This is a genomic window from Paenibacillus sp. 276b, assembly GCF_900107875.1.
GTDB lineage: Bacteria > Bacillota > Bacilli > Paenibacillales > Paenibacillaceae > Paenibacillus > Paenibacillus marchantiae.
The window spans coordinates 1,726,396-1,749,987 of sequence record NZ_FNRR01000001.1 but is presented as its reverse complement, the minus strand read 5'-3'; the positions used below and the strand labels follow the sequence as shown (position 1 = coordinate 1,749,987).

Annotated in this window: 22 protein-coding genes; 18 read left to right on the top strand and 4 right to left on the bottom strand. The window is 43.0% G+C overall.

The features are described 5' to 3' along the window. Nucleotides 1-5: 5 nt before the first annotated feature. The 4 genes from BLV50_RS07400 to BLV50_RS07385 all read left to right on the top strand — a co-directional run bounded on the left by BLV50_RS07400 (nt 6) and on the right by BLV50_RS07385 (nt 5,013). A complete protein-coding gene (locus BLV50_RS07400) occupies nt 6-899 on the top strand; it encodes a carbohydrate ABC transporter permease (protein ID WP_072733089.1) in 894 nt (297 codons plus the stop codon). Between the two features lie 72 nt (nt 900-971). Continuing rightward, entirely contained in the window at nt 972-2,615 is a 1,644-nt protein-coding gene (locus BLV50_RS07395; RefSeq protein WP_072733088.1) for an extracellular solute-binding protein, read from the top strand. Between the two features lie 113 nt (nt 2,616-2,728). Beyond that, nucleotides 2,729-3,721 (top strand): N-acetylglucosamine kinase, encoded by a 993-nt coding sequence (locus BLV50_RS07390; RefSeq protein ID WP_090806739.1) that lies wholly within the window; start codon nt 2,729-2,731, stop codon nt 3,719-3,721. Further along, the gene (locus BLV50_RS07385) at nt 3,706-5,013 is read left to right on the top strand and encodes a 6-phospho-beta-glucosidase (protein WP_072733086.1); all 1,308 of its coding nucleotides are present in this window, start codon (nt 3,706-3,708) and stop codon (nt 5,011-5,013) included. Before BLV50_RS07390 ends, BLV50_RS07385 begins: the two co-directional genes overlap by 16 nt. A gap of 139 nt (nt 5,014-5,152) precedes the next feature. Here the strand turns inward: BLV50_RS07385 and BLV50_RS07380 are convergent, their stop codons facing one another. Further along, the gene (locus BLV50_RS07380; RefSeq protein ID WP_090806737.1) at nt 5,153-6,190 is read right to left on the bottom strand and encodes a hypothetical protein; all 1,038 of its coding nucleotides are present in this window, start codon (nt 6,188-6,190) and stop codon (nt 5,153-5,155) included. A 352-nt stretch (nt 6,191-6,542) separates the two neighbouring features. Between BLV50_RS07380 and BLV50_RS07375 the strand changes: the two genes are divergently transcribed. The 4 genes from BLV50_RS07375 (at nt 6,543) to BLV50_RS07360 (ending at nt 9,880) form a co-directional block, all read left to right on the top strand. Further along, nucleotides 6,543-7,577 (top strand): glycosyl hydrolase family 18 protein, encoded by a 1,035-nt coding sequence (locus BLV50_RS07375; RefSeq protein WP_090806735.1) that lies wholly within the window; start codon nt 6,543-6,545, stop codon nt 7,575-7,577. A 433-nt stretch (nt 7,578-8,010) separates the two neighbouring features. Further along, on the top strand, nt 8,011-8,391 hold the full coding sequence (locus tag BLV50_RS07370) for a hypothetical protein (RefSeq protein ID WP_063563729.1): 381 nt from the start codon (nt 8,011-8,013) through the stop codon (nt 8,389-8,391). 73 nt (nt 8,392-8,464) lie between these two features. After that, nucleotides 8,465-9,550 (top strand): protein kinase, encoded by a 1,086-nt coding sequence (locus BLV50_RS07365; protein ID WP_063563730.1) that lies wholly within the window; start codon nt 8,465-8,467, stop codon nt 9,548-9,550. 33 nt (nt 9,551-9,583) lie between these two features. After that, nucleotides 9,584-9,880 carry an immunity 53 family protein gene (locus BLV50_RS07360; RefSeq protein WP_090806733.1) on the top strand — a complete coding sequence of 99 codons (297 nt, stop codon included), beginning with the start codon at nt 9,584-9,586 and terminating at the stop codon, nt 9,878-9,880. Nucleotides 9,881-10,124: 244 nt separating this feature from the next. On the opposite strand, the gene BLV50_RS07355 is transcribed toward BLV50_RS07360, so the two are convergent. Further along, a complete protein-coding gene (locus BLV50_RS07355; RefSeq protein ID WP_063563732.1) occupies nt 10,125-10,595 on the bottom strand; it encodes a MarR family winged helix-turn-helix transcriptional regulator in 471 nt (156 codons plus the stop codon). A gap of 213 nt (nt 10,596-10,808) precedes the next feature. On the opposite strand from BLV50_RS07355, the gene BLV50_RS33390 reads away from it, so the two are divergent. The 3 genes from BLV50_RS33390 (at nt 10,809) to BLV50_RS07345 (ending at nt 12,285) form a co-directional block, all read left to right on the top strand. Next, nucleotides 10,809-11,129 (top strand): SDR family NAD(P)-dependent oxidoreductase, encoded by a 321-nt coding sequence (locus BLV50_RS33390; RefSeq protein ID WP_348537067.1) that lies wholly within the window; start codon nt 10,809-10,811, stop codon nt 11,127-11,129. Further along, nucleotides 11,117-11,248 (top strand): hypothetical protein, encoded by a 132-nt coding sequence (locus BLV50_RS33385; protein ID WP_256336254.1) that lies wholly within the window; start codon nt 11,117-11,119, stop codon nt 11,246-11,248. Before BLV50_RS33390 ends, BLV50_RS33385 begins: the two co-directional genes overlap by 13 nt. Nucleotides 11,249-11,313: 65 nt before the next feature. After that, on the top strand, nt 11,314-12,285 hold the full coding sequence (locus BLV50_RS07345) for an aldo/keto reductase (RefSeq protein WP_064637728.1): 972 nt from the start codon (nt 11,314-11,316) through the stop codon (nt 12,283-12,285). 435 nt (nt 12,286-12,720) lie between these two features. On the opposite strand, the gene BLV50_RS07340 is transcribed toward BLV50_RS07345, so the two are convergent. Then, entirely contained in the window at nt 12,721-14,202 is a 1,482-nt protein-coding gene (locus BLV50_RS07340; RefSeq protein ID WP_256337884.1) for an MFS transporter, read from the bottom strand. Nucleotides 14,203-14,345: 143 nt separating this feature from the next. On the opposite strand from BLV50_RS07340, the gene BLV50_RS07335 reads away from it, so the two are divergent. After that, complete coding sequence (locus BLV50_RS07335) at nt 14,346-14,768, top strand: MarR family winged helix-turn-helix transcriptional regulator (RefSeq protein WP_063563734.1); 423 nt, start codon at nt 14,346-14,348, stop codon at nt 14,766-14,768. 445 nt (nt 14,769-15,213) lie between these two features. Here the strand turns inward: BLV50_RS07335 and BLV50_RS07330 are convergent, their stop codons facing one another. Beyond that, nucleotides 15,214-15,489: a hypothetical protein gene (locus tag BLV50_RS07330; protein ID WP_063563735.1), complete on the bottom strand. Its 276-nt coding sequence runs from the start codon at nt 15,487-15,489 to the stop codon at nt 15,214-15,216. A 349-nt stretch (nt 15,490-15,838) separates the two neighbouring features. On the opposite strand from BLV50_RS07330, the gene fabZ reads away from it, so the two are divergent. From fabZ to BLV50_RS07300, 6 genes are all read left to right on the top strand, one after another. Further along, nucleotides 15,839-16,279, top strand: a complete 441-nt coding sequence (fabZ, locus tag BLV50_RS07325) for a 3-hydroxyacyl-ACP dehydratase FabZ (protein WP_090806731.1) — start codon at nt 15,839-15,841, stop codon at nt 16,277-16,279. Nucleotides 16,280-16,348: 69 nt separating this feature from the next. Then, on the top strand, nt 16,349-16,810 hold the full coding sequence (locus tag BLV50_RS07320; RefSeq protein WP_072733083.1) for a GNAT family N-acetyltransferase: 462 nt from the start codon (nt 16,349-16,351) through the stop codon (nt 16,808-16,810). Nucleotides 16,811-16,974: 164 nt separating this feature from the next. Further along, on the top strand, nt 16,975-17,304 hold the full coding sequence (locus tag BLV50_RS07315) for an ArsR/SmtB family transcription factor (RefSeq protein WP_064637734.1): 330 nt from the start codon (nt 16,975-16,977) through the stop codon (nt 17,302-17,304). Between the two features lie 267 nt (nt 17,305-17,571). Beyond that, on the top strand, nt 17,572-19,134 hold the full coding sequence (locus BLV50_RS07310) for an MFS transporter (RefSeq protein WP_090806729.1): 1,563 nt from the start codon (nt 17,572-17,574) through the stop codon (nt 19,132-19,134). A 70-nt stretch (nt 19,135-19,204) separates the two neighbouring features. Further along, a complete protein-coding gene (locus tag BLV50_RS07305; RefSeq protein WP_072733082.1) occupies nt 19,205-22,420 on the top strand; it encodes an MMPL family transporter in 3,216 nt (1,071 codons plus the stop codon). A gap of 116 nt (nt 22,421-22,536) precedes the next feature. Continuing rightward, nucleotides 22,537-23,556: a phosphotransferase gene (locus tag BLV50_RS07300; RefSeq protein ID WP_218135373.1), complete on the top strand. Its 1,020-nt coding sequence runs from the start codon at nt 22,537-22,539 to the stop codon at nt 23,554-23,556. Nucleotides 23,557-23,592 lie beyond the last annotated feature (36 nt).

Sequence of the window (23,592 nt, the reverse complement as noted above, 5' to 3'; positions counted from 1 at the left end):
TACACATGAGGCTGTCGAATGGGGATCGATGGTTTGTTGGCATAATTTACTTCTTATTGGCTTTGTTTACATTTATTGCGCTATATCCGTTCTGGAACGCTGCTGCCATTTCATTTAACTCCGGGACAGATACGATGCAGGGCGGCATTACATTCTGGCCGCGTGAATTCACACTTGAAAATTATCATGTGGTGTTTAAGGATGAGCGACTGATTGACGGTTTCATCATCTCGGTGCTCCGAACGTTGCTGGGTACACTGCTCTCCATTGTGGCAACAGCCATATTAGCTTATGGCATTTCTAAACGCGAATTGATGGGTCGCAACTTTTATATGGTAACTTGCATCATAACGATGTACTTCAGCGGCGGACTTATACCCAACTACTTGCTCATTCGGGAGCTGGGTCTGATGAACTCTTTTTGGGTTATGGTCATACCAGGCATTATCAGCGTGTGGAATATGATCATATTCCGGACGTTCTTTAAGGGAATCCCGCCCGGGCTTGAGGAGTCCGCCCGTATCGACGGTTCCTCGAACTGGGGGGTATTCATCCGAATCGTACTTCCTTTATCGGGACCGGTCATTGCTACGCTGTCGCTGTTTACGGCAGTGTATCACTGGAATGATTGGTTTGCGCCAAGTATCTACATATCTAACACGGATCTTCTACCCATTCAAACTAAGCTTCAGCAGATACTTAATGCCAATATCATGATGGAACAGATGCAGAACATGGATGCTGCTGCACAGGGCCGGATGAGCGCGATGAAAACCGTAACTACCAAATCGTTGTCCATGTCGACGATGATGGTGGCAACCATTCCGATCCTCTGCGTCTATCCATTCGTACAGAAATATTTTGTGAAGGGTGTATTAATCGGTTCTTTGAAGGAGTAATTCAAGCAAATCCCGGACAAGGCTTTAAGCGTCCGCTTTGACCATAGATGAATCGCGAAGGGAGCACTCATAATGAAAAAAGGGGAAAAGAACCTTCTCTCTGGCTTGTCAGTCACACTTATCATTGTCATGGCTTTAATGGGATGTTCGGGTTCAGGAGGTAATACTGCAAGCCAAGAGAAGAATTACCCAGTCTCGGGGGATACCTTTGTACTGGGAGAGAAACCGCTGGAATTCTCATTCTACGGCCATTATGACTGGTACACAATGCCGGATTGGGGTAAAGATGCTTCGACGAAGTGGATCAAAGAGAATAAAAAGATCGACGTAGTGCCGATCAGCTCCGGTGGCGTCGCCAAGAACAAGCTCAGTACCATGATCGTGGCCGGTGAACTGCCGGATGTTATATGGATGGATCGTGGAGCGGATGTCGAAAAGCTACGTTCTGAGGGGATGTTGGTCCCGTTCGATGATTATCTGAATAAATACCCCAATCTGAAAAAGTGGGCTGGGGAGTCTACGCTCGAGTTGCTTCGCTCACCTGACGGTAAGCTATATCAGTTCCCTAACTGGTATACCACGCAGCCAAACGGCAACGCAGGATATCTCGTCAATAAGAAGATTTACGAGGAACTCGGCTCGCCGAGCCTGGAAACACCAGAGGATCTGTACGTCTATTTGAAGCAAGTGAAGTCAAAGTATCCAGATGTTGTTCCGCTGGAGGTTGGTCAAACTGCTGCCGGAGTGGACATCATGGTATCTGCGTTTGCAGAAAATCGCCCACATACATTCAACAGTATGATCGCCGTTCCACAAGGGGATCAACTCGTATCGCTGTTCACGGATCCTGTCTATCGTGAGCTGCTGCAGTATATGAGCCGTCTGTACCGTGAAAAACTTGTCACTCAGGATGCCTTCACACAGAAGCTGGAGCAGGTCGAGCAGAAGGTTATCAACGGCAAAGTAGCCATTTATGTGGCGTCCAGTCCCACCGAGTTTGGCTCCAAGGGCAACAATCTGCTTAAAGCGCAAGACCCGGATGCTGGTTACATCATGGTATGGCCTGTACACAAAGCGGAGTTGGATCGCAACAAGATTTTCCCGGGTGATTATAAACAGCTAGGCTGGAATGTCAGCGTCATTACGAAATCGGCCAAAGATCCAGAGGCCATCTTCGCCTTCTTGGATTGGTTCACAGGTCCTGATGGCCAACGTACGATTATGTGGGGGCCAGAAGGATTATATTGGGATGGAACGGACGAGGAGGATATGCCGTTGTTCACCGACAAATTCACAAGCGATGCTAAAGGTCGTGATGAGTTGATGAACGCAACCGTCAACTTTCAGTGGAACGGTAACACAGTCTATGTGGACAATTCTAAGATGAAATTCGAGTCTAAACTTCCGCCAGAGAAGCGAAACTTTGAAACGTATTGGCAATCGGAGATTACGTGGAAGACGCAGATGAACACTACGGAGTTCGCCAATCTGGATCCTGCAAGCGATTCGGAAGAAGGCATTATTGCGCAGCGGGTGTTTGAGATCTATGAGCAAGTTAGAGCTAAAGCGATAAGCTCCACGACCTCGGATCAGGAAGTGCTTTCGCTTCTGGATAAGGCTGAGGCGGATGCGCAAAAATCCGGTTATGACAAGTTGTTGAAGTACAAAACAGCGAGATGGCAGGAGAATAAGGCGAAAATGGCAGCTGCGAAATAAAAGTCATGGTTGGAAGCAGCCCTTTCGTTAAGATTTTTGCGGGAAGCTATAGCTTTCGCCCGAGAGTCTTGGTTGGCTGCTTCATTAGCCGAGAAACATAGGAGAGATCATACTTGAACTATTACTTGGGAGTAGATGGTGGAGGTAGTAAGACATTGGCCGTCGTGGCGGACGAAACGGGACGAATATTAGGCAGGGGAATCAGCGGCTGTGGCAATCATCAGCTTGGTGCTGCCATTGCAGAAAGTAGTATAACCCAGGCCGTTGATGAGGCTTATGCACAGGCGGGGCTTAACAAAGAGAATATCACTTACGCTACATTCGGGCTTGCGGGAGCCGATCGTGAGGCGGATTTCCGCATCTTACGTCCAATAATAGGTGCAATGGGTTTAAAGAAACATCGTATCGTATGCGATACTGTCATTGCCATGAGAGCCGGCACAAGGCAGACGGATGGGGTTGTCCTTATATGCGGAAGCGGGACGAATGGATATGGTGTTAACGTTGCAGGTGAGGAGGTTCAGATCGGAGGATTCGGTTATGAATTCGGCGATTTCGGCGGAGGCGGTGATCTGGCCGTCGAGGTGTTTCGGACAGTCATTCGTTCATGGGAAGGTAGGGAGAAGCCTACTACATTGACTTCGCTTACGTTGAATGCGCTTACCTTCGAGACCGTGGAAGAGATGTACCACCGTTTTTTGGACGATGGAAGAAGGGCACCACATACGCTGGCGAAACTGCTGTTTCAGGCTGCGCCTAGGGATGAAGTCGCAAGAAAAATATTGGAAAGGCAAGGTTTGGAGCTGGGGAAAGTCGCCAGTGCAGTTATTCATAAACTAGGTATGGGCAATGATTCCTTTGATGTTGTATTGGCCGGCAGCGTGCTAACTCGTGGAGAAGGAGATTATGTGGTTCGGCATATCGAGTCTCAGGTTACTACAGCAGCACCGAAATGCCGGTTGCGTATCTTGGACCTTGAGCCAGCAGCGGGTGCCATCCTGCTCGCAATGGATGAGAACGGAGTGAAATCAGATTCCACTGTATATGAACAATTGCACCAAGGACTTGCCGTAAAGGAGAGGAATGTGAAATGGGCCCTGGATTAAAGGTTGCTGTTATTGGGGGAGGCTCTTCCTATACCCCTGAGCTGATTGAAGGTTTCATCCGTCATTATGAGAGCTTTCCGGTTAAGCATATCGTGCTAGTGGATATTCCGGAAGGCCTTCATAAACTCACCATTGTTGGCGGGCTGGCGAAGCGAATGGTCGAACGAAGCGGACTGCCGATTAATATTACTTTAACTTTGGACCGCAAGGAAGGACTTAGGGATGCCCATTATGTATCTACACAGATGCGGGTAGGGTTGCTGGAGGCTAGAAAATGGGACGAAACGATCCCGTTGAAATATGGAATGCTCGGGCAGGAGACGACCGGAGCCGGCGGAATGATGAAGGCTCTTCGTACCATACCTGTACTCTTGGATATATGCAAGGATATGGAGTTATTATGTCCTGACGCCTGGCTACTTAATTTCACGAATCCGTCCGGAATGGTAACGGAAGCCATCATGAAGCATTCCAGCATCCGCTCCATTGGTTTATGCAATTCCCCGATCGCCGCCTACAAGTGGCTGTCTGCGCTCTACCAGGTGCCTGAGGAACGCATCTATTGCGAGTTTGTCGGGTTAAATCATCTGCACTGGATCAGCCGGATCGAGATTGATGGAGAGTCAAAGTTGGAGGAGTTGTTGGACACAGGGGGGAGTTACTCGGCCAGTAACGTGCCGCAGCTTGCTTGGAACGCTACGCTGATTCGGGCGATTGGCGCTATTCCGTCCTATTATCTGAAATATTATTACCTTCACCGTGAGATATTGGCGGAGCAGCAGGCTGCCGCAGCCATAGGCGAGACGAGGGCTGAGATGGTCAAGCGCCTTGAGGATGAACTATTTGAGATTTACAAGCGGCCAGAGCTAGTGGAGAAACCGAAGCAGCTGGAGCAGCGTGGAGGTGCCTATTATTCCGAGGCGGCTGTCAACCTGATGAAGGCGATTCATACGGATAGCGGAGAGGTTCTAACGCTAAACGTCATGAACGGCGATACCCTGGACTTTTTGCCACAGGATGTCAGTATCGAAGTGAATTGCCTGGTAACGAAGAAAGGAGCTGTTCCGGTACCTATTACACGAATACCGGATGCCGCAGTTGGCCTGATTCAAGCGGTGAAGACCTATGAGAGTCTGGCCATCGAAGCGGCGGTCTCGGGAAGCAGGGAGAAGGCACTGCTCGCCCTTAGCTCTCATCCGCTAACCGATTCCGTGTGTATATCAGAAGAGATGCTGAATGAAATGCTGGAGCAGAACCGTAAATATTTGCCGCAGTTCTTCCATGGGAGGTAAGGATTCTAAATAAAAAGAGATCATGTTTGGACGATCTCAACACTGAAAACCGGAGTGAAGAAAAGAAGAAAGAGACTTTTCGTTTGCGAGTGTAAAAAGATAAAAGGAGCTGTCATTAGCACAGCTCCTTACTCAAAATCTAAATTTCTTTGAGGGTTATTTTAGTTCTTGTGATATAAATACTGGTTTCGCTTTCAAATGCTGAATCCGTGCCAAGGATAATCCACAATTCTCCCTTCGCATCCGTTTTCACGAGAAAAGGTCGGTTTTTATTATTGAACGTTTTTACTTCATATGTTTGATCTGTAGATGTACTCTTCGATAAATTTCCGAGCACAAAAGCATCTTTGCCTTCTTGAGACTGCTGGCCCTTATCGATATTCATTTGATAGAAATAATCCTTATTTAGAATCGATTTGGGTTCTTGCTTAGTTACTCCAGCTTTTACATACACACTCTCTCCTGGAGAACCACCAGCACCCATACTATCCTTCGCTGCGTTAGTCGCAATATCAAAATCAAAGGTTACAAGATAGGTCTGATTTGGCTTTAATTTAGATGTCTTATCTATTTTTTTCTTCACGAACATGAATAAATCATCACTACGATTAACACCACTCAGGTACAGCCCCCTTTGATTCATATTGATTTCTTTCGGTAGTGAATTAAACGAATAATTCAGTTTATAGATTGAACGATCCTTTTTGGGGTAATCTGCGAATCCGGCGGACCATTGGTCGCTATTCTTAACAAAATCTGATGTTATGGTAATTTCTTTACCCAATGAAATTTTTGAATCTAAATCAATTAAAGACACGAATGAGGCATTATTTAACAGCTCAATTTGTCTTTTTGTGAGATTTGCAGAGAATCCTTCAAGAACGTTGCTATACGTATTTTTGATGTGGAACTTACCAATCTTCTTCTCTAAATCCTTATATTCTTTATCACTGAAATGTTTGTTGAAAATAACGATACTCGGAATTTGATATGAGAGCTTAACATTTTTTAGTTTATTGTTCAGTTGCTCTGAAATCTTCATAGGAAGAATGTGGATTTCCTTAGTTGAATTAAGTTCTGCCGCATCGGAACTGTTAAAGTTAGTAAATGACAAAGCTCCTCCAGCTATAATCGTTGCGGCTAAAGTTAAGGCTATTTTTTTGTTACGAGTGTTCATATGTTTTCCTCCTAGGATGTATTCAGCACCTCTAACGGAGCAACATATCAAATTGTTGCAAAAGAGAAAATAAAGTAAATTTCATTACAATTTTAAAATAAATAGTGTTAGTTTCTTGAGTGCAAAATGGCAAGGAATGGGGAGGCACTTATATTTGTCTATCCTAATGTCTTAGTGAATTACTAATAATATGAGATTATATCTATATATATTGTATTCAAAAAAACGCTATGCTACAGTGGCTTAACGAACGTTCGTTAGGGAAATTGGGTATGACGTCATGCCAGAGATTAATCAATTCATAAATACTGATAAATTAATAAATAACTAAATACGAGGTGTGTGTATTGTAATGAAAAAACTTTTATATCTATCCATAATCAGCACAATATTAAGTAGTTTTCTTTTATCACCATGTAATGTTTCAGCGGGTTCCAACTCCAAAATAGTTTTGGGATACTATGCTCAAGATGAAAATGCTTATGACTCTCTTATTACTAATTATTCTTACCTCACTCAAGTTTCCACAGATTCATTTACATTCGACTCGAAGGGTAAAATTGTTGGTTCTGCCCCCAAGGAAGCTATTTCTTTTGCTAATAAGAAAAATATCGAAACGTTTGCAGCGGTTTCCAATTGGCAAGGAGATTACTTCAATGCGGCACTAGCTCACAAAATTGTAGGCGATTCGAAAGTAAGGAAAGAGGCTATCAAGAGTATTCTTAACCTAGTTAAAACGAATCAATATAAAGGTATTAATATCGACTTTGAGAATATTGAGGCTAAGGATCGTAAAGCTTTCAGTAGTTTTATTGGAGAGATTTCTCAAACGTTACGACCTAAGGGATATCTCACAATGGTATCGGTTCCAGCTGAGTTTGAAAATGATCCTACTAATAGCTGGTCAGGTGCCTTCGATTACAAGGAATTAGGCAAGCATGCTGATTATATTCAAGTTATGACTTATGACCAGAATGGTCCATGGGGACCTTCTGGACCAGTAGCAGGTAAAGATTGGATGGAGGCTGCCATTCAGTACACTATATCTGAAATTCCTCTTCAAAAAGTAATTATTGGAGTGCCAGCTTATGGATATAATTGGAATGAAACGAAGAAGAATGGAGATATTATAGCTCTAAAAGAAATCCCTGCTTTGATTGCTTCAATAGGCGCTAAACCAGAATGGGATGAGTCTTCGTCTTCAATATCTCTCCGCTATCAGGCAGATGATGGTTCAAAACATGTGGTTTGGTACGAAAATGCAGCAAGTATCCAGGAAAAAACTCATTTAACAATAAAGTATAATCTCGCGGGTATCTCCATCTGGTCTATGGGAACAGAAGATTCAGGGTTCTGGGAAGCCATATCAGCTGGATTGATAGAGTAAAGTATAAGATGAGTTGGTATGGATCATCTAAGCTAATAGATGAATAGATTTTGATTCTTGCCTATTCGCAAGCATCAAAATCTATTTTTTTTTATAAATCAATTAATGGAGCAGTATTTAAAACAATTAAAGTGAATTAAACCAACGTATGTTGTGGTATTCATAAGGCTAACAACGATGTTTTATACACGTTTAACAGACTGTGTTCAGAGGGGAAAGTCGAGGGAAAAGAACATTGTTCCATTGTTTGGCAACATAATATAGTTGTATTGCGTTCATTTAAGTAAGTACTTTAAAGGGGAGGATTATAATAAAAGTAAAATATTTATATTTTATTCTCAACATTATACTGATTATTCTAACATCAGCTTGCTCCAGCAGTTTGACTAGTTCAGGTTCACAGGAGGATCTTACTGGACCTTATCGCGTAGCGTTGGATGAAGTGATTTCAAATGATACAGCTCTTAATGCCGATATGGAGTACATTTCTCTGGTTTGGGAAGAGGGAGTTATTTTGAAAAGTTCTGATAAACAAGTTATTGAAGAATACTTACAAAAAGAATATAACATCAAGATTTATAACTACAACTATGAACAATTAATAGAGCAAAAGTTATATGAGCAGGGGAAAACGATGCTTAAAGGCATTCTTCTAACCATTGAAAAGCAGAAGCAATCGATCAACCCAGATGAGATGACTATTGAGGTTAGTAAGTATCGTTCAAACGAGGGATCAATCTCTTTAGACATGATACTTGCTTACCAGCAAGGGCAATGGAACGTCGTTAAATATGCTATGATCAGAGAAAGTTAGGGAACTTTATGTCAATGTACAAAATGTACATACTTCACGCCATCCGATCTGGGAAAAAAGGAGAATACCCCCTATGACATCATCACAGAAGGAGTCTTATGTGTCTCATGAAACTCGCCTTACCCGCTATGCTATCGTGTCCACTGCCGTAACATTGCTCAGTGATGAACAGCTTCGAGAACGAGTAGAAGATGCTACGGGTCTTGATACTGGCATTGGTGGTGCAACGGTTTTGATGCAGATTGAGGAAACGCCCATCTTCGTGAAAATAATACCACTTACGGAAAAAGAAAGGCTCACTGAAAATGCCATGTCCACGAAAAACGTTTTCAAACTTCCTCCATATTGCCAGTATGGCATAGGTTCTCCAGGTTTTAGTGTGTGGCGCGAGGTTGCAGCCCATACCATGACCACCAACTGGGTGCTGGCAAATCACTGTGCGAGTTTTCCGTTAATGTACCACTGGCGGGTGTTAAAAAGTCCAGAACGACGAACTCCAATCTCTGATGAACTGAGCGATGTTTCCCGTATGGTTGAGTTTTGGGATACTTCAAAAATGGGTGACCGTATTGAGGCACTTGAACAATCCGAGTACAGTGTTGTACTGTTCTGTGAGTACATTCCCTACAACCTGCACGACTGGCTTTCCGAACAGATTGCTATTGGTGAGAGTAAAGCCGCTTCAGCACTGTCCATGGTGGATTTGAATCTGCGATCCGCTGTCTCCTTTATGAATGCAAACAAGTTACATCATTTCGATCTCCACTTTAAGAATGTTTTAACCGACGGAAACCGTGTTTATATTTCGGACTTTGGTCTTGCGACGTCTTCTCGGTTTGAACTGTCCGATTCTGAATTGAATTTTCTTGAAGTGAACAAGACTCATGATGGGTGTTATGTGGTAACAACGTTAGTGAACTGGCTTGTAACGGCATTAGTTGGCACGGTAAACCGAACTGAACGTATAGACTACATACGCCGTTGTACTGAGCGCGACGAGTTGCCAGAGATGATGGATTCAGCAGCAAAGATTATCATGCGGTACGCTCCAATAGCCGTAGTGATGAATGATTTCTACACTAATCTCGTTTCGATGAGCAGAACTACGATTTTTCCAGTTGAGGAGATTGAACGGATCTGTAGTAGTAAGACTAACTAGACCAGACGGAATTCCAAAGAAGAGGTAGAGATGATGAATACATTAAAATGGCTTCAGAACTGGTATTATGAAAACTGTAATGGAGATTGGGAACATTCATATGGTGTGAAAATTGATACAGTGGATAATCCCGGTTGGTCTGTTGAAATCAATTTGGCGGAAACTTATTTAGAGGATACGCCATTTGATTCGATAGAAGAAGAGAGAACTGATGAAGATTGGTTCTACTGTATTGTGAGGGATGGAGTATTTCATGGTGCAGGCGGAGCAACGAATCTAGAAGAGATACTGATTCACTTTAAAAATTGGGCTTCAAGCATAGAAAGATGATAATTACGGAAGTTATCGATGTGTTCTATCGCGCTGCCCTAATCTTGTTTTAGGACACTAGTGCCAAATAAAAAAACAATAACATTACTGATTTGATGATTATTTAATAAAGTTTCGACTGCATTACACCTATACGACTTCAACTGGAAAAATTAAACTGACCCCTCCGCTATTTTTAGCGAGAGAGGCCCGTTACTTGTCAATTGCAGTACTTATATGTTGTGCATGCCATCCAAAACAGCGATCAAGATGAAGAGTCGTTACTAGGCGATCTGTCAATTTTTTTGGTTCGTTCCGCCAGTTCAGTTATTGACTTAATATCTTGATCAGTTAATAGATCTAGAAAATACTTGCGTATTGCCTTTGAGACTATGGGAAGGGCTTCATCCAAGGCTGACTTTCCGACGGGAGTAATAATGACTTGCACACCGCGATCTGTGTCCAGTGGTTTCCTCAGAACTAGACCTCGTTTTTCCATACGCGTTAGATGATGAGATAGTCGGCTCTTATCCCAGTCCATCGAGTCAGCTAATTCCTGTTGGCGAAGTTTTCCATCCCCAAATTGGACTAAACGATCTAATACTCCAAAATCACCTTCTGATAGTCCTGTATATTCAGACATTTCTTTTACAACGTGGCCAAAGACTCGTTTAAAGGAGCCTTTCCATGTATTCCATAGTCGCATTTCGTCGTCATTTAGTTCATTAATATCCATGCCAATATAATACCATGGTTGACACGTCAACCACAAGATGGTACAGTTTGTTTTGTTAGTTGACATATCAACCAAGGGAATTGAATTTGTCTTTAGGTTGATATGTCAACCTATGAAAATTATAAAGTTCTGCAAAGGATGTAAAGGAAGGAGTGAAAAATGCATAAACCTGTCGCCTTGGTCACTGGGGCAAACAAAGGAATCGGGCTTTAAATAGCGAAAGTTCTCGCGTCACAAGGCTTTGCGGTACTCATCGGCTCGCGCAATCTCGAAAAAGGGGATGCAGCAGAGAAAAGTATCGGTGAAGATGCTCGTGCTCTACAGCTCGACGTCACGAATCAGGATTTCATCTCAGCTGCTTCAGCACGTATTCGCAGCGAACTCGGCTCTCTTGACGTGCTTGTTAACAACGCGGGTATATCATCCGCAGGTCTGCCAGGTAGGCCACTGGAGGAAGTTGGAAGGTCCGCTCCCCAAGCATCGCGTCTCTCGACGAGATACGCACAGTTTTCGAAACGAATGTGTTCGATGTAATTGCTGTCACGCAAGCGATCCTGCCACTTCTGATTGAAGCAGCAGCGGAACGTATTGTTAACGTGTCAAGCGGCTCGAGTTGGTTGACTTCATCCCAACGGATCTTAACAATTTTGTGACTCAACAGAAGATCTACAGATAATATAAGGCGTAACGCCTACAAATATAAGGAGTGTGTTATTAAATGGAATATGTGAAACTGGGACAAAGCGGTTTGGATGTTTCGAAGTTAAGTCTTGGAACCATGAGCTTCGGCGTACCTGAACGCGGCAATACCCCATGGTCATTGGATGAAGAGGACAGCAGAGCGATCATTAAAGAAGCAGTCGAAATGGGCATTAATTTTTTTAGTACTGCTAATATGTATTCGGATGGAACAAGTGAAGAATTTCTTGGACGTGCATTAAAGGATTTCGCCCGTCGTGATGAAACCGTCATTGCTACAAAGGTATTTGTTCCGATGCGCAAAGGTCCGAATGCAATGGGACTTTCCCGTAAAGCCATCATGACCGAAATTGATAACAGTCTAAAACGGCTTGGAACGGACTACGTCGATTTGTACCAGATCCATCGGTGGGATCCTAATACACCAATCGAGGAGACAATGGAGGCTCTTCACGATTTAGTTAAGGCGGGAAAGGTTAGATATATCGGAGCATCCTCCATGTTGGCATGGCAATTTGCGAAAGCGCAGCATGTCGCGGAGCGCAATGGCTGGACACGTTTTGTTTCCATGGAAAATAGACTCAACTTGCTTTATCGGGAAGAAGAAAGAGAAATGCTCCCCCTTTGCAAAGATGAGGGCGTTGGCATCACTCCTTACCTGCCTTTGGCGGCAGGCCGGTTAACCCGGGACTGGAATGAGCAGACCTCGCGATCCGAGAACGACCAAATAGCAAAAGCGTTGTTTATTAAAACGGAAGAAGCTGATCGCAAAGTTGCTGAAAGAGTAGCAGAAGTTGCCGCTAACCGAGGGATTCCGCGCGCACAAGTTGCTCTTGCATGGTTGCTGCAAAAGGAAGAGGTCACAGCACCAATAATCGGTTCGACCAAAATCAGCCATCTTGAAGATGCGGTTTCAGCGTTATCGGTTAAATTAACGTCTGAAGAAATTACCCGTTTAGAAGAACTTTATATACCACATGCATTAGTATAAATTGGACACATATCCTTTATTATGATACCGTTCTGTATCGATATCCTCACCAACAACATCGATTCTATAAGCTAAAACTTTTGTAATAAACTCTTCTTGGATGCGATCCTTGAAGAGTTTATTCGCTTTTTCGATGTGACAAGCAGTTGAAGACATTTGGGAGCCGATTAAAAAAACGGTAAACCTGGTTTCAGGCATACCATATAGGCAAAATGGCTGGGAACTTTCTGGAATAACCCCTAATCTATTGAACATGGATTGAATGATCGATAGCGCAAAAAATACGGTTAACAATTAACACGAGGTCAACTGTATTAGAGAGGTTTTTCCATTTGGCGGAGATTAGAAGTGAAAAGGGTTGTTTTAAATTTTCAAATAATTTAACTTTTTTGGACTAAAACAGCACCTAAGTTGATTTATAGATCAAGTATATTATCAAGACCGTAAATGTTCGCGGCGTAAAGTCCGTTTAGCCGACCACAGCCTCCAACCCGTAAGTACTGCAGCTACTAAGCATATTGAAGCGGAGGTCATGAAAACCACGTGCATGCCCGATAGAAAAAGATCGGGGCGGCCCGGCACAAGTCCTGTAACCCTACGACCAGCCAAGTTGCTCATAACACCAAATAGGGTAGTAGTAGCAACCGTAATTCCCACGACCATGCCCATATTGCGGACGAGCGAGTTAATGCTCCCTGCAATTCCGAGCTGGGTTTTGGGCACTTTCGACATTACCAACGAGTTGTTCGGTGATTGAAACAAACCGCTGCCGAGACCGAGCATACCAATCCAACTCCCAACCAGAATGATAGAGCTGCCGCTATGAAGTCGTGCAAGTCCGACTTGAGCGATAACCATCACAATGAGTCCTGCAAAAGTGAGCAGCTCGGAACCAATTTTGTCCGATAGTGCGCCACTGAGTGGAGCTACGATCACCATGACAATCGGAAACAGCATTAGCAGGAGCCCAGCATGGGAGGGTGTAAGATTCAAAATACTTTGCGTATAGAACGGTGCGATGATGTTAAAACAAAAGTTGGCCACAAATACCAGAAAGCCGCATAAAATGCTTAAGCTGAACAGCGGATTTTTAAACAGGGTAAGCTTTAGCATGGGTTCTGGTTTACGAATCTCAACGAAAAGGAAAATAACAAAAACAATGGCGGAGATGATTAATGCAGCGACGATCCGCATATCTCCATAACCGACCTGCTGCCCGAGCAGTAGACCTGAAAACAAAGCTATGATAAATAGAGGGAATAGCAAACCCCCGGCCTTATCAATACGGACCTTCAGTTTGGTGCGATCAGCAGGAAGTACCTTCCACCCAATCGCAATCGCGATCAGCCCAACCGGAATATTCACCAAAAATATATACTCCCAACCCAGTCCGGATACGATAAAACCGCCCAGGCTCGGTCCAGCTATACTGCCGAGGGAGACAAATGTCCCGATCAATCCCAATGCTTTTCCACGTTCTGTTGTTGGGAAGATGTCTGTAATGATGCCCTGGCTGTTGGCCATCGTCATCGCTGCGCCCAGGGCTTGGAGTAGTCGTGAACCCAGGAGAAGCGGCAGGCTGAAGCTGAACCCACACAGAAGGGAACCAAGCGTGAAAATAATCATACCCCATTTGAACACTTTAATTTTACCAACAATGTCTCCAAGCTTACCGAAAAAGAGGATCGCTGCACAAATGGTCATCAGGTAAGCTGTGACTATCCATTCCGCTTCAGCGACTGTCAGATCCATCCGCTTCGCGATAACGGGCAGAGCAATATTGACGATGCTGCCGTCGAGCGTCGACATAAATGTAAATAAATTCAGGACTATCAGGATGATCCAACGCCTTTTCTGGATAACTGGGTCATCTTGATAAGTAATGAAACGATTCTCGTCTTCCAGTTTCAGTTTCACTAAATAATCACTCCTTACTATCGTCAAAAACAATTAGTTGCATTAGCAACTAATTTGGTTTTGATTATACTTTAAGTTAGTTGCATACGCAACTTGCATGAGGTAAAATTTTTGGATACAAAAGATTTTAAGGAGGTACTGGGTTGAAGAAACCTTCGATTGGCAAAATGTTGTCCTACGTTCATCGTATTAACCAAAAAGAATTGGCTGGTATATTAAAACCATTTGATATCGGCGGGGGCGGGCACCACAGTTATCTTAAGGCGATCTTGTCGAATCCCGGGCTTAACCAGGACCAGCTCACAAATGAAGTGAAGTTCGATAAAGCGACTACAACGCGTTGCGTCAAGCAGCTAGAGGAGGCTGGGTACGTTTACCGTTCAGTGGATGCTCGCGATCGTCGTTCTTACCTGCTTTATCCAACGCAAAAAGCGAAAGATTTCGAACCTGTGCTGAAACGGATTTTGGATGAGTTCAGCCTTCAGATGACGAATTGTTTGTCCGAAAGCGATAAACAGCAGTTTGCGGACCTGCTGAAAAAAATTTACGACAGCAAACAGGGCTAGATTATCAAGTTCATAGCAACTGACGCGGATATTGCCGGAAAAGAATGGATCATAACCACGACCGGGTATCTGGGAATTGCCAGAGTGATCGGTATCATGATCCCGGCTCTGTCAGTCGTAGCCACGATTTGCCTGATCGTACTGCTTGTCGGCATGTTTCCGGCCTGATTGAACGGGTTTGTAAAAAAGCTGGGTTCGATCCGTTATACCCAGATTGGGTTTGTGGGTATATTAACTGCAATAGAGATAGCCCAAAATCCGCCCACACTAAATCCTAAAATAACTATGCTTGAGCTGAGCTTATGGCGAGAAGTTAATATTAATGTTGAAAGTATTCCTCGATTTAAATAAAAATATTTTATTTTCAGTATCGTACTTAACGTGAAATTCAAACACAACAAATAAATGTTCCAGTATGCTAAATTCTCCGTCTCTATAATTCCCTTTACATAGCAGCAGTTGATTCAGCTACATTGTTTTTCTTTGTCAGCGGCTTTTTCCTCAGTGTTCGATCATATAAATAAGGTTTTCCGTGATATTCCCATGCATTCTTTTGCTTCTCCTTTTTATGTATATCAACTTTTATCTCCAGATTAGCAACATGACTCTGGAATTCAGAAGCAATTCGTTTACACCATTTTAGCCCACTTTCTTCAGATGCACTAAAATGAACGCGTAAAAGAAATCCGTTAACCGTTAATTCAAACTTATATAAATTCATATTATGTATCCTTTCTAAGTAGAAATATAATCCAGAACAAAAACACTATAATTACATCATAACAGGAACGTACGTTCTGTTAAAGCGGTATTTATGTTAGCTGTTAATTGTTAGGAATAGGAGCATCGTTATTTCTCATACTCATAGCCACAATGCAGAAGTCCAATTGCTTATTGACTTTCCTTGTTCTTTATTACCGGGTACTCAAGCATGTCCGATTTTTGTAGCGGCTGGGAAGATTAGGGTTGGTGAAAGAAGAGAAAGGTCAGGGGGCAGGTTAGTAAAAAAATGGCTGATTTCTCCAAATGACGTTAGAATGGTTATAAGCCAATATTAGAGGAGGAAATCCATGCTTGATATTAATCGAATTATAGAGCTTATTCCTCATAGATATCCCTTTCTTTTGGTCGATAGAATCTTAGAAATTGTTGAGGGAAAGAAAGCTGTTGGAATCAAAAATGTGACTTTCAATGAACCTTATTTCCTAGGTCACTTTCCCGATTATCCTGTCATGCCTGGAGTCTTGATTGTAGAAGCACTGGCACAGGTGGGTGGTATCGCTATGTCCAACGTAGAGAGTAATAACCATAAGATAGGGTTACTGACTGGTATTGATAATTGTCGGTTCAAAAAGCAAGTAAAACCAGGGGATCAACTCCATCTGGAATTCGAAGTGACCCGAGCCAAGGGACAGATTGTCAAAGGAATAGGCATCGCAAAGGTAAACAATGAATTGGTTTGTGAAGCAGAAATAATGTTTGCATTTAATTCTATTGAGGCATTCAACTAACGGGCTGGTTAGCGCAAAGATATAATAAAATGAAGTTTAAAGATATTTAAAAGCAAGGTGGGATGTATGATGATAATTCGCTTGGCCACGTTGGAGGATGTGCCTCAGCTTGTTCAAATGCGTTGGGACTTCTCGGAAGAGGAAAGTGTGGATACTGCGGTCACATTTGAGGAATTTAACCAGGTTTGTAGTGAGTTCTTGGTGAAAGCTATCAAAAGTGGAGATTGGTATATTTGGATTGCAGAGATTAGTGGAAGTCTTGTCTCACATATGTATATGCAATTAATACATAAAGTTCCGAGGCCAGGGAAATCACCAGATCCTTATTACGGTTACGTTACGAATGTTTATACTCGCCCTGCTTTCAGGAATCTAGGTATCGGCTCAGAAATTCATAAAGCTATGGAAAAATGGTCAAAAGAAAATGAGGTTGAGTTTCTTATACTTTGGCCAAGTAGTGAGAGTGTAAAGTTTTATTCAAAAAATGGTTTTTCTCGATGTGAAGAAGCCATGGAAAAGCACTGGGATTGAGCAGTAGGTAAGAAAAATGAATAACAGCTGATAAAAGATATAAAGACTCCCTGACTGATTTTATGGAGGTGTAAGTATGGGATATAAAATTTCGTTCATTGAATTTTCCCGAAAACATTGACATGTGCACACGAATGCATATAATGAATTCAGGGGGTATGACAATGGGATTAAATCTTGATCCAAATAAATGTAAAAAGCTGATAGAAGACAATATTGATATTGAGTTTTTTCGAGCGGTACTTGATCCAGTGCGGAGTGAGTTGTTAATTTTTCTTTCTGCAAATGGTGAAATGACAATCGGTGGTATTGCAGAATATTTTCCACAGAATCGTTCAGTTATTTCTCGGCACCTTGACTTCATGAGTCGTTTTGGTATCGTTCAAAGGAGAAAAGAAGGGCGAGAAGTTTATTACAAAACGAATAACAATTTCATTGTAGATAAATTTGAACAAACAGCTAACAATATGAAAGCACTCATGAATTTGCAATAATGCAGTGCTTTTTATATTAATATATATATGCATTTGTACACACGTATACACGATAAAGATGTTTATTTTAATTCAATCAAAGATGCATGATCTGGATTATCGGAATATGAAGTGAACTTGCAGGGTACTTTTATAACTTTTCCTCTGTTGATATTCAGATAACGGCTAACAATATGAAAGCACTCATGGATTCGAAATAATGTAGTGCTCTTCATTTTAATATATATATGCATTTGTACGCACATATACATGAGAGGAGTTTTTATTTTGACACAATCAAAAAGAAAATGGTGGGTTCTAGCCACGGTAAGTTTAACCGTATTTATGGCCATGTTAGACATTACAATTGTCAATGTTGCATTACCAGATATACAACAAGCTTTTTCATCGAGTTTTTCAAATCTACAATGGGTGTTGAATGCCTATACTTTAGTTTATGCGGCAATGTTGTTGCCAGTTTCAAAATTAGGCGACATTATCGGACGTAAAAAAGTCTTTTTATTAGGATTGGGTATTTTTATGATTGGCTCTTTAGCCAGTGGATTGGCAAACAGTGATATTTGGTTAAACATCTTCCGTGGATTTCAAGGAATTGGTGGCGCAGCTATGATGTCATTATCATTAACGATAGTTACTTCTTCTTTTCCTGAAAATCAAAGAGGACTTGCACTAGGTATTTGGAGTAGTGCCGTTGGGCTTGCTATTGCCGGTGGTCCTTTGGTCGGTGGAGCATTAGTCGATGCTTTTGGTTGGAGATCTATTTTTCTTGTTAACATTCCAGTTGCGATTGTAGCAATTATATTAGGAATGTTTGTGATTAAAGAAAGTGAAACAAACAAAAATGGACGAATTGATATTTGGGGACTGATTTTCAGCACAGCGATGATTTTTACGATGATTCTAGCCTTAATTCAAAAGTCAGTGAATGGAGATTACGCATGGACTGATTGGCACATTTTAAGTCTACTTGGATTATCACTTATTTTACTTATAGCTTTTATCATTACCGAAAAAAAAGTAGAACAGCCGATGATTGAATTATCTATTTTTAGAAATTGGACATTTAATGGGGCTAATATCGCAGCTTTTGTATTAGGTGCTGGACTATACGGAGGCTTTACCTATTTAACCATTCTTATGCAAAATTACATGGGTTACTCGGCTTTTGATACAGGTGCAAAAATGTTACTCATTAGTGGTTTTACGATAGTTCTTGGTCCAATTGCAGGAATTATCTCGGGGAAAATTGGTAACCGTTGGTTAGTTAGTGGAGCACTATTGATCGGTGCAATCGGAATATTTGTTATGCGTTATATGATCAAAGCTCCGTTTGAGTGGAGCTATCTGATGCCTGGTTTTATTCTTTTAGGTATTAGCAATGCTCTAGTTAATCCACCTATTACTAATGCTGCTATGAGTTCAGTTGATAAAGAGTATGTAGGTATGGCTTCTGGTATTTTAAATGTTTTTAGACAAGTGGGTATCTCCTTTGGTGTTGTAATGCTTGGAATTAAATTAACGGAAGGTTATAACGCTTCATTGAACACAAGTATCATGAATTTAGCCAATATTCCTACCGAGTTTAGAAATCAAATGCTGGATGTTTTCCATAAAGCTGGAGCTTTTGGGGGTTCACAAGTTTTTGATAGCAAGCAAGCTGAAGCATTTAAAGCTATGCCAGCTTTTGATGAAATGAAGTCACTCGTGTTTAATGCTTTTAATTCAGGTATGCAAAATGTAACACTATTGATTGGTATTTTCCTAATAATTGGTACATTCGCGAGTGCAATTTTGATTAAAAACAAAAAGAATACACAGAACGGGAATTAATCTTCCTTCGCGAGACTCGCAATGGAAATGATGAATCCTTAGTTTTACTTTATTAAGAGGGAGATTAGAAATGAGAACAATACTGAAGTTTAGATGGCTGGTAATTGCGGTTTGGCTGATTGCAACGGTGGGACTGATCGTTACCGCACCGGGGATGCAGGATCTGGTACGAACAAAGGGGCAGATTAATGTTCCAGATGGGTACTCCTCGACCGTAGCCCGCGAATTAGAAAAAACCATTGGAGAGAACGACAGCTCTGGCACCAGCAGCGGAATGCCAACTGTGCTTGTGTTCCATAAGGATGGAGGGTTGTCAGCTGAAGACCTTGCAGAGGTGAAGGGCGGTATCAACAAGCTTAAGAGCGATGGGAAATCGATCGGCGTGTTGTCGGTCACGACCCACTTTGATACCAAAGGGCTGGCAGAGCAGATGGTATCAAAGGATGGCAACACCATCATTGCCCTCGTGAATGTCGAGGCCGGCGACCGTGAGATCTCTGAGCTTCGCAATGGCCTATACGAGGCGATCTCGGACGTAAAAGTGGAGCATTATTATACGGGTAACTGGCTGATTTCCGAGGACGTTCTCCAAAGCTCGCAAGATGGACTTAAGAAAACAGAATTCATTACACTTGGTTTTATTCTAGTTATTTTGTTCGTAGTATTCCGTTCGGCCATCGCACCGTTCGTGCCGCTTGTAGCGGTAGGATTTACTTATTTAATTTCGCAGTCCATTATTGCTTTTCTGGTCGAATACTTCGACTTCCCGTTGTCTAATTTTACGCAGATCTTTTTGGTCGCCGTATTGTTCGGTATAGGAACCGATTATTGCATTCTGCTCATCAGCCGCTTCAAGGAAGAGCTTAACCATAATGGCGGTGATACGACGGAAGCGATCGTCAATACGTACCGTACAGCAGGAAAAACCGTATTGTTTTCCGGATTAGCTGTATTGGTCGGTTTTTCGGCTATTGGCTTCTCTACGTTTATGCTTTATCGTTCGGCGGTTGCCGTTGCGGTCGGCGTAGCTATTTTGCTCATCGCATTATTTACGATTGTACCGTTCTTTATGGCGCTGCTCGGAAGCAAGCTGTTTTGGCCGGCAAAAGGTTCTTTGGAGCATAAGCCAAGCAAGCTATGGGGAGCGGTCGGCAAATTTTCCTTGAAACGTCCATTATGGGCGCTCATTATATTAGCTGTCATTATTGTCCCGTTCTTAACAGCTTATAAAGGCACGATCTCTTTTAATTCGTTAGACGAGATTGGCGATAAATACGATTCGGTTAAAGCTTTTAACATCATATCAGACAGCTTCGGCCCTGGGGATTCACTGCCAACAACTGTAATTGTCAAAACCGATAAGCCGCTGGATACACCTGAGGGGCTTGCTACGTTGGAGCAAGTAAGCCGAGAACTGGCAAATACGCAAGGCGTAAAAGCCGTGCGCAGCGCTACTCGCCCCACAGGCGAGGTTATGGAGCAATTTCTTGTCTCCGATCAAGTGGTGTCTTTGGAGGATGGTCTTGGCCAAAGCGGCGAAGGCTTAGGTAAAATTGGGGATGGGCTGTCAGAAGCAAGCAGCGCCTTGAATGAAAATGCACCAAAATTAAATGAGGCAGTAGATGGCGCCGGGCAGCTCGTTGTAGGTACCAATAAGCTGAAGGATGGCATTGTGCAGCTTGGTGATGGCTTGAAACGGATCCAGCAAGGCTTGAAGGACGGCACGGTTGGTGCGGGCCAGCTTAGCAAGGGCCTGAAGCAAGCGCAGGCTAGTGCCGAGCAGTTGGCTGGCGCAAGCAAGCAGCTGCAGGCCAGCTATGATATGCTGGGCGGAGGTCTTGGAACATTGACAGGTGCTTACACTGCCATTGCATCGGACCAAGCGAAGCTTGCGAGTGGTTTGTCAGGGGTCGAGCAAGGGCTTTCAGATCTTCAAGAGAGCTACCCAGAGCTGCAAAACGATGCAAATTACAAACAAGCACTAAGCACACTGGCTCAACTGCAAGTGGGAGCTTCAAGCATTAGCGGCCAATTGAAACAGCTGAACGAGCAGCTTGCCGGCATTTCATCTGGCATGACGCAGGCCAATGTAGGCTTCTTACAGGCAGTAGAAGGACAGTCGTCACTGGCTGCGGGTCTTGGCAAGCTGGCAGCTGGACTGTCCGAGCTGCAAAAAGGGATTGCGCAGGCCGCTACAGGCCAAGGACAAATCGTCTCTCAGCTACCAAGCGTAACACAAGGATTTAACGAGCTGACCGATGGCCAGAAAGAGTTGCAAGCGGGCTTTGCTTCACTTAATACTCAGCTTGGCGGGCTTACAACCGGCCTTGATCAGAGTGTAGATGGCTTGACTGAGGTAAAAGATGGGCTCGCTTCGGCAGGAGGCTACCTGAATGGCCTTGCCGGATCGCCGAATAAACAAATGACGGGCTGGTACATCCCGGAAGAAGCCATTGCGAACGAGGAATTCCAAACGGCGCTTGATGTGTATATGTCGGAGGATCGTCAAACAGTTAAGTTCGATGTTGTATTTGGCAGCAACCCCTACTCCCAAGAAACAATGGCGCAAATCGACGGTCTTGAAGCGGCTGTAAATCGCGCAATTCAAGGCTCTGCATATAGCGGCGCGCAGGTGGCGAGTGGCGGTATAACGAGCATGAACAACGATTTGAGCAACATATCGAAACAAGATTATTCGCGTACAGTTATTTTGATGTTGATCGGAATATCGATTATTTTAATCATTTTGTTCCGGTCGATCGTCATGCCATTGTATATGATAGCCTCACTGCTGATTACCTTTTATTCCTCGATGGCGATTGCTGAGGTCATATTTGTACGGCTGTTAGGCCAATCGGGCATCAGCTGGGCGGTTCCTTTCTTCGGCTTCGTCATGCTGGTAGCACTCGGCATCGATTATAGTATCTTCCTGATGGATCGGTTCAAGGAGTACCGCCATCTCTCGCCGCAGGAAGCTATTCTTGAAGCGATGAAAAACATGGGAACAGTCATTATGTCTGCAGCGGTTATTCTGGGCGGTACGTTTGCGGCTATGCTCCCTTCTGGCGTAATGTCACTCCTGCAAATTGCAACAATTGTGCTTTGTGGACTGTTTATATACGCTTTGCTCATGCTGCCGCTATTCATTCCCGTTATGGTCCGTACGTTCGGACCAGCGAACTGGTGGCCTTTCATGGGCCGCAGGACGAATGAGGAGCAAGAGACTCGTGCACGCGACGGGCATCAACTGAAGGAGCAGCATGTCTCCCATGATTCCATGCACTAAATAATAGAAAAGGATTGTCTGTTTGCTTAGAGATATTCTTAGAACTTCAAAAAAAATTCTCTATTGAGTAAACCTAAATTAAATAGATCGGTAGGTAGATTAATTTGGAACATAATATGATCATAATTGCTCAAGGTTTAGCCGAAGAACTACAACGTGGAAAGATCCGTCATTTAGAGCAAGGGTATATGACGGATGCTGAACGTGGGTGGTCTGGTGCGGATGTACGTCGTATAGAGGTTACTTATGAAAATGGTCAAAAGGAGAGCGTAATATTTAAAGAAGCTGCCCTAAAAGAACGCATGGCAATGAAAACGTTAACTGACCAGGGCCATCAGAACACACCCGCCACTTTTTCACTAGATCTAGAAACAGATGAGCCTAGATGGATGGCGATAGAAGATTTGGGTAGTGTTAAATCTCCTCCACCTGGCGTAGACTGGTCGCCAAGAGTTGCGGAGGCATTAGCCAGAATCCATGCCCTTAATATGCATAGAGGTTCGGAGATGCTGTGGCTCCCCCATGCTGACCGTCATTATTGGGAAAATTATTTAGTTACACAAGTGTCTGTGGACCATTTTCAAACGCTTATAGAGCAGAACCCCGAATTTTACAGGGAATTTGGCGCGTATCTGCCATTACTACGTGAAAAAGCAAACGCTTTTGCACGTGATATGGTGGCTTTGTATGATGAGAAGGAAAGCCTAACTCTTACGCATGGAGATTTGCAATCCGTAGACGGTTCCCACATCCATTATTACAATGGAAAACCCTATTTTATTGACTTCGGGTGGTGTTATTATGCACCCTTTTATATTGATCTGGCTAGTTATTTTAACCTTGAGGATGCCAAAATTTATTACAAGGAATTAATTGCAAACGGTATATCACTTAGCTATGATGATTTTTATGAAAGATTGAGGGCAGCATTTCGTTACTCTGGGTTGATATACTTATATCCCAGTATTAGACAATGGTCTCTCGGGCCTACTGAACTAACGGGTAAACGTCTGCTTCATATGTTGAAGATTATACTTACAGGCGAGTTTCCAGAGCGTAGGATTGATTACTCTAGCAAGCTTTTCTCAAAGCTGCTCAATGAACATAAGAACGGTACACTTCATAAGCTCAATTAAATTGTCTCATCATGAGATGCGATTTAGCAGTACGTT

Excerpts from the sequence above, each read along its gene's own strand:
- BLV50_RS07400 (WP_072733089.1), top strand. The coding sequence starts at position 6 with ATGAGGCTGTCGAATGGGGATCGATGGTTTGTTGGCATAATTTACTTC.
- BLV50_RS07395 (WP_072733088.1), top strand. The coding sequence starts at position 972 with ATGAAAAAAGGGGAAAAGAACCTTCTCTCTGGCTTGTCAGTCACACTT.
- BLV50_RS07385 (WP_072733086.1), top strand. The coding sequence starts at position 3,706 with ATGGGCCCTGGATTAAAGGTTGCTGTTATTGGGGGAGGCTCTTCCTAT.
- BLV50_RS07380 (WP_090806737.1), bottom strand. The coding sequence starts at position 6,190 with ATGAACACTCGTAACAAAAAAATAGCCTTAACTTTAGCCGCAACGATT.
- BLV50_RS07375 (WP_090806735.1), top strand. The coding sequence starts at position 6,543 with ATGAAAAAACTTTTATATCTATCCATAATCAGCACAATATTAAGTAGT.
- BLV50_RS07365 (WP_063563730.1), top strand. The coding sequence starts at position 8,465 with ATGACATCATCACAGAAGGAGTCTTATGTGTCTCATGAAACTCGCCTT.
- BLV50_RS07360 (WP_090806733.1), top strand. The coding sequence starts at position 9,584 with ATGAATACATTAAAATGGCTTCAGAACTGGTATTATGAAAACTGTAAT.
- BLV50_RS07355 (WP_063563732.1), bottom strand. The coding sequence starts at position 10,595 with ATGGATATTAATGAACTAAATGACGACGAAATGCGACTATGGAATACA.
- BLV50_RS07345 (WP_064637728.1), top strand. The coding sequence starts at position 11,314 with ATGGAATATGTGAAACTGGGACAAAGCGGTTTGGATGTTTCGAAGTTA.
- BLV50_RS07330 (WP_063563735.1), bottom strand. The coding sequence starts at position 15,489 with ATGAATTTATATAAGTTTGAATTAACGGTTAACGGATTTCTTTTACGC.
- fabZ (WP_090806731.1), top strand. The coding sequence starts at position 15,839 with ATGCTTGATATTAATCGAATTATAGAGCTTATTCCTCATAGATATCCC.
- BLV50_RS07320 (WP_072733083.1), top strand. The coding sequence starts at position 16,349 with ATGATAATTCGCTTGGCCACGTTGGAGGATGTGCCTCAGCTTGTTCAA.
- BLV50_RS07315 (WP_064637734.1), top strand. The coding sequence starts at position 16,975 with ATGGGATTAAATCTTGATCCAAATAAATGTAAAAAGCTGATAGAAGAC.
- BLV50_RS07305 (WP_072733082.1), top strand. The coding sequence starts at position 19,205 with ATGAGAACAATACTGAAGTTTAGATGGCTGGTAATTGCGGTTTGGCTG.
- BLV50_RS07300 (WP_218135373.1), top strand. The coding sequence starts at position 22,537 with ATGATCATAATTGCTCAAGGTTTAGCCGAAGAACTACAACGTGGAAAG.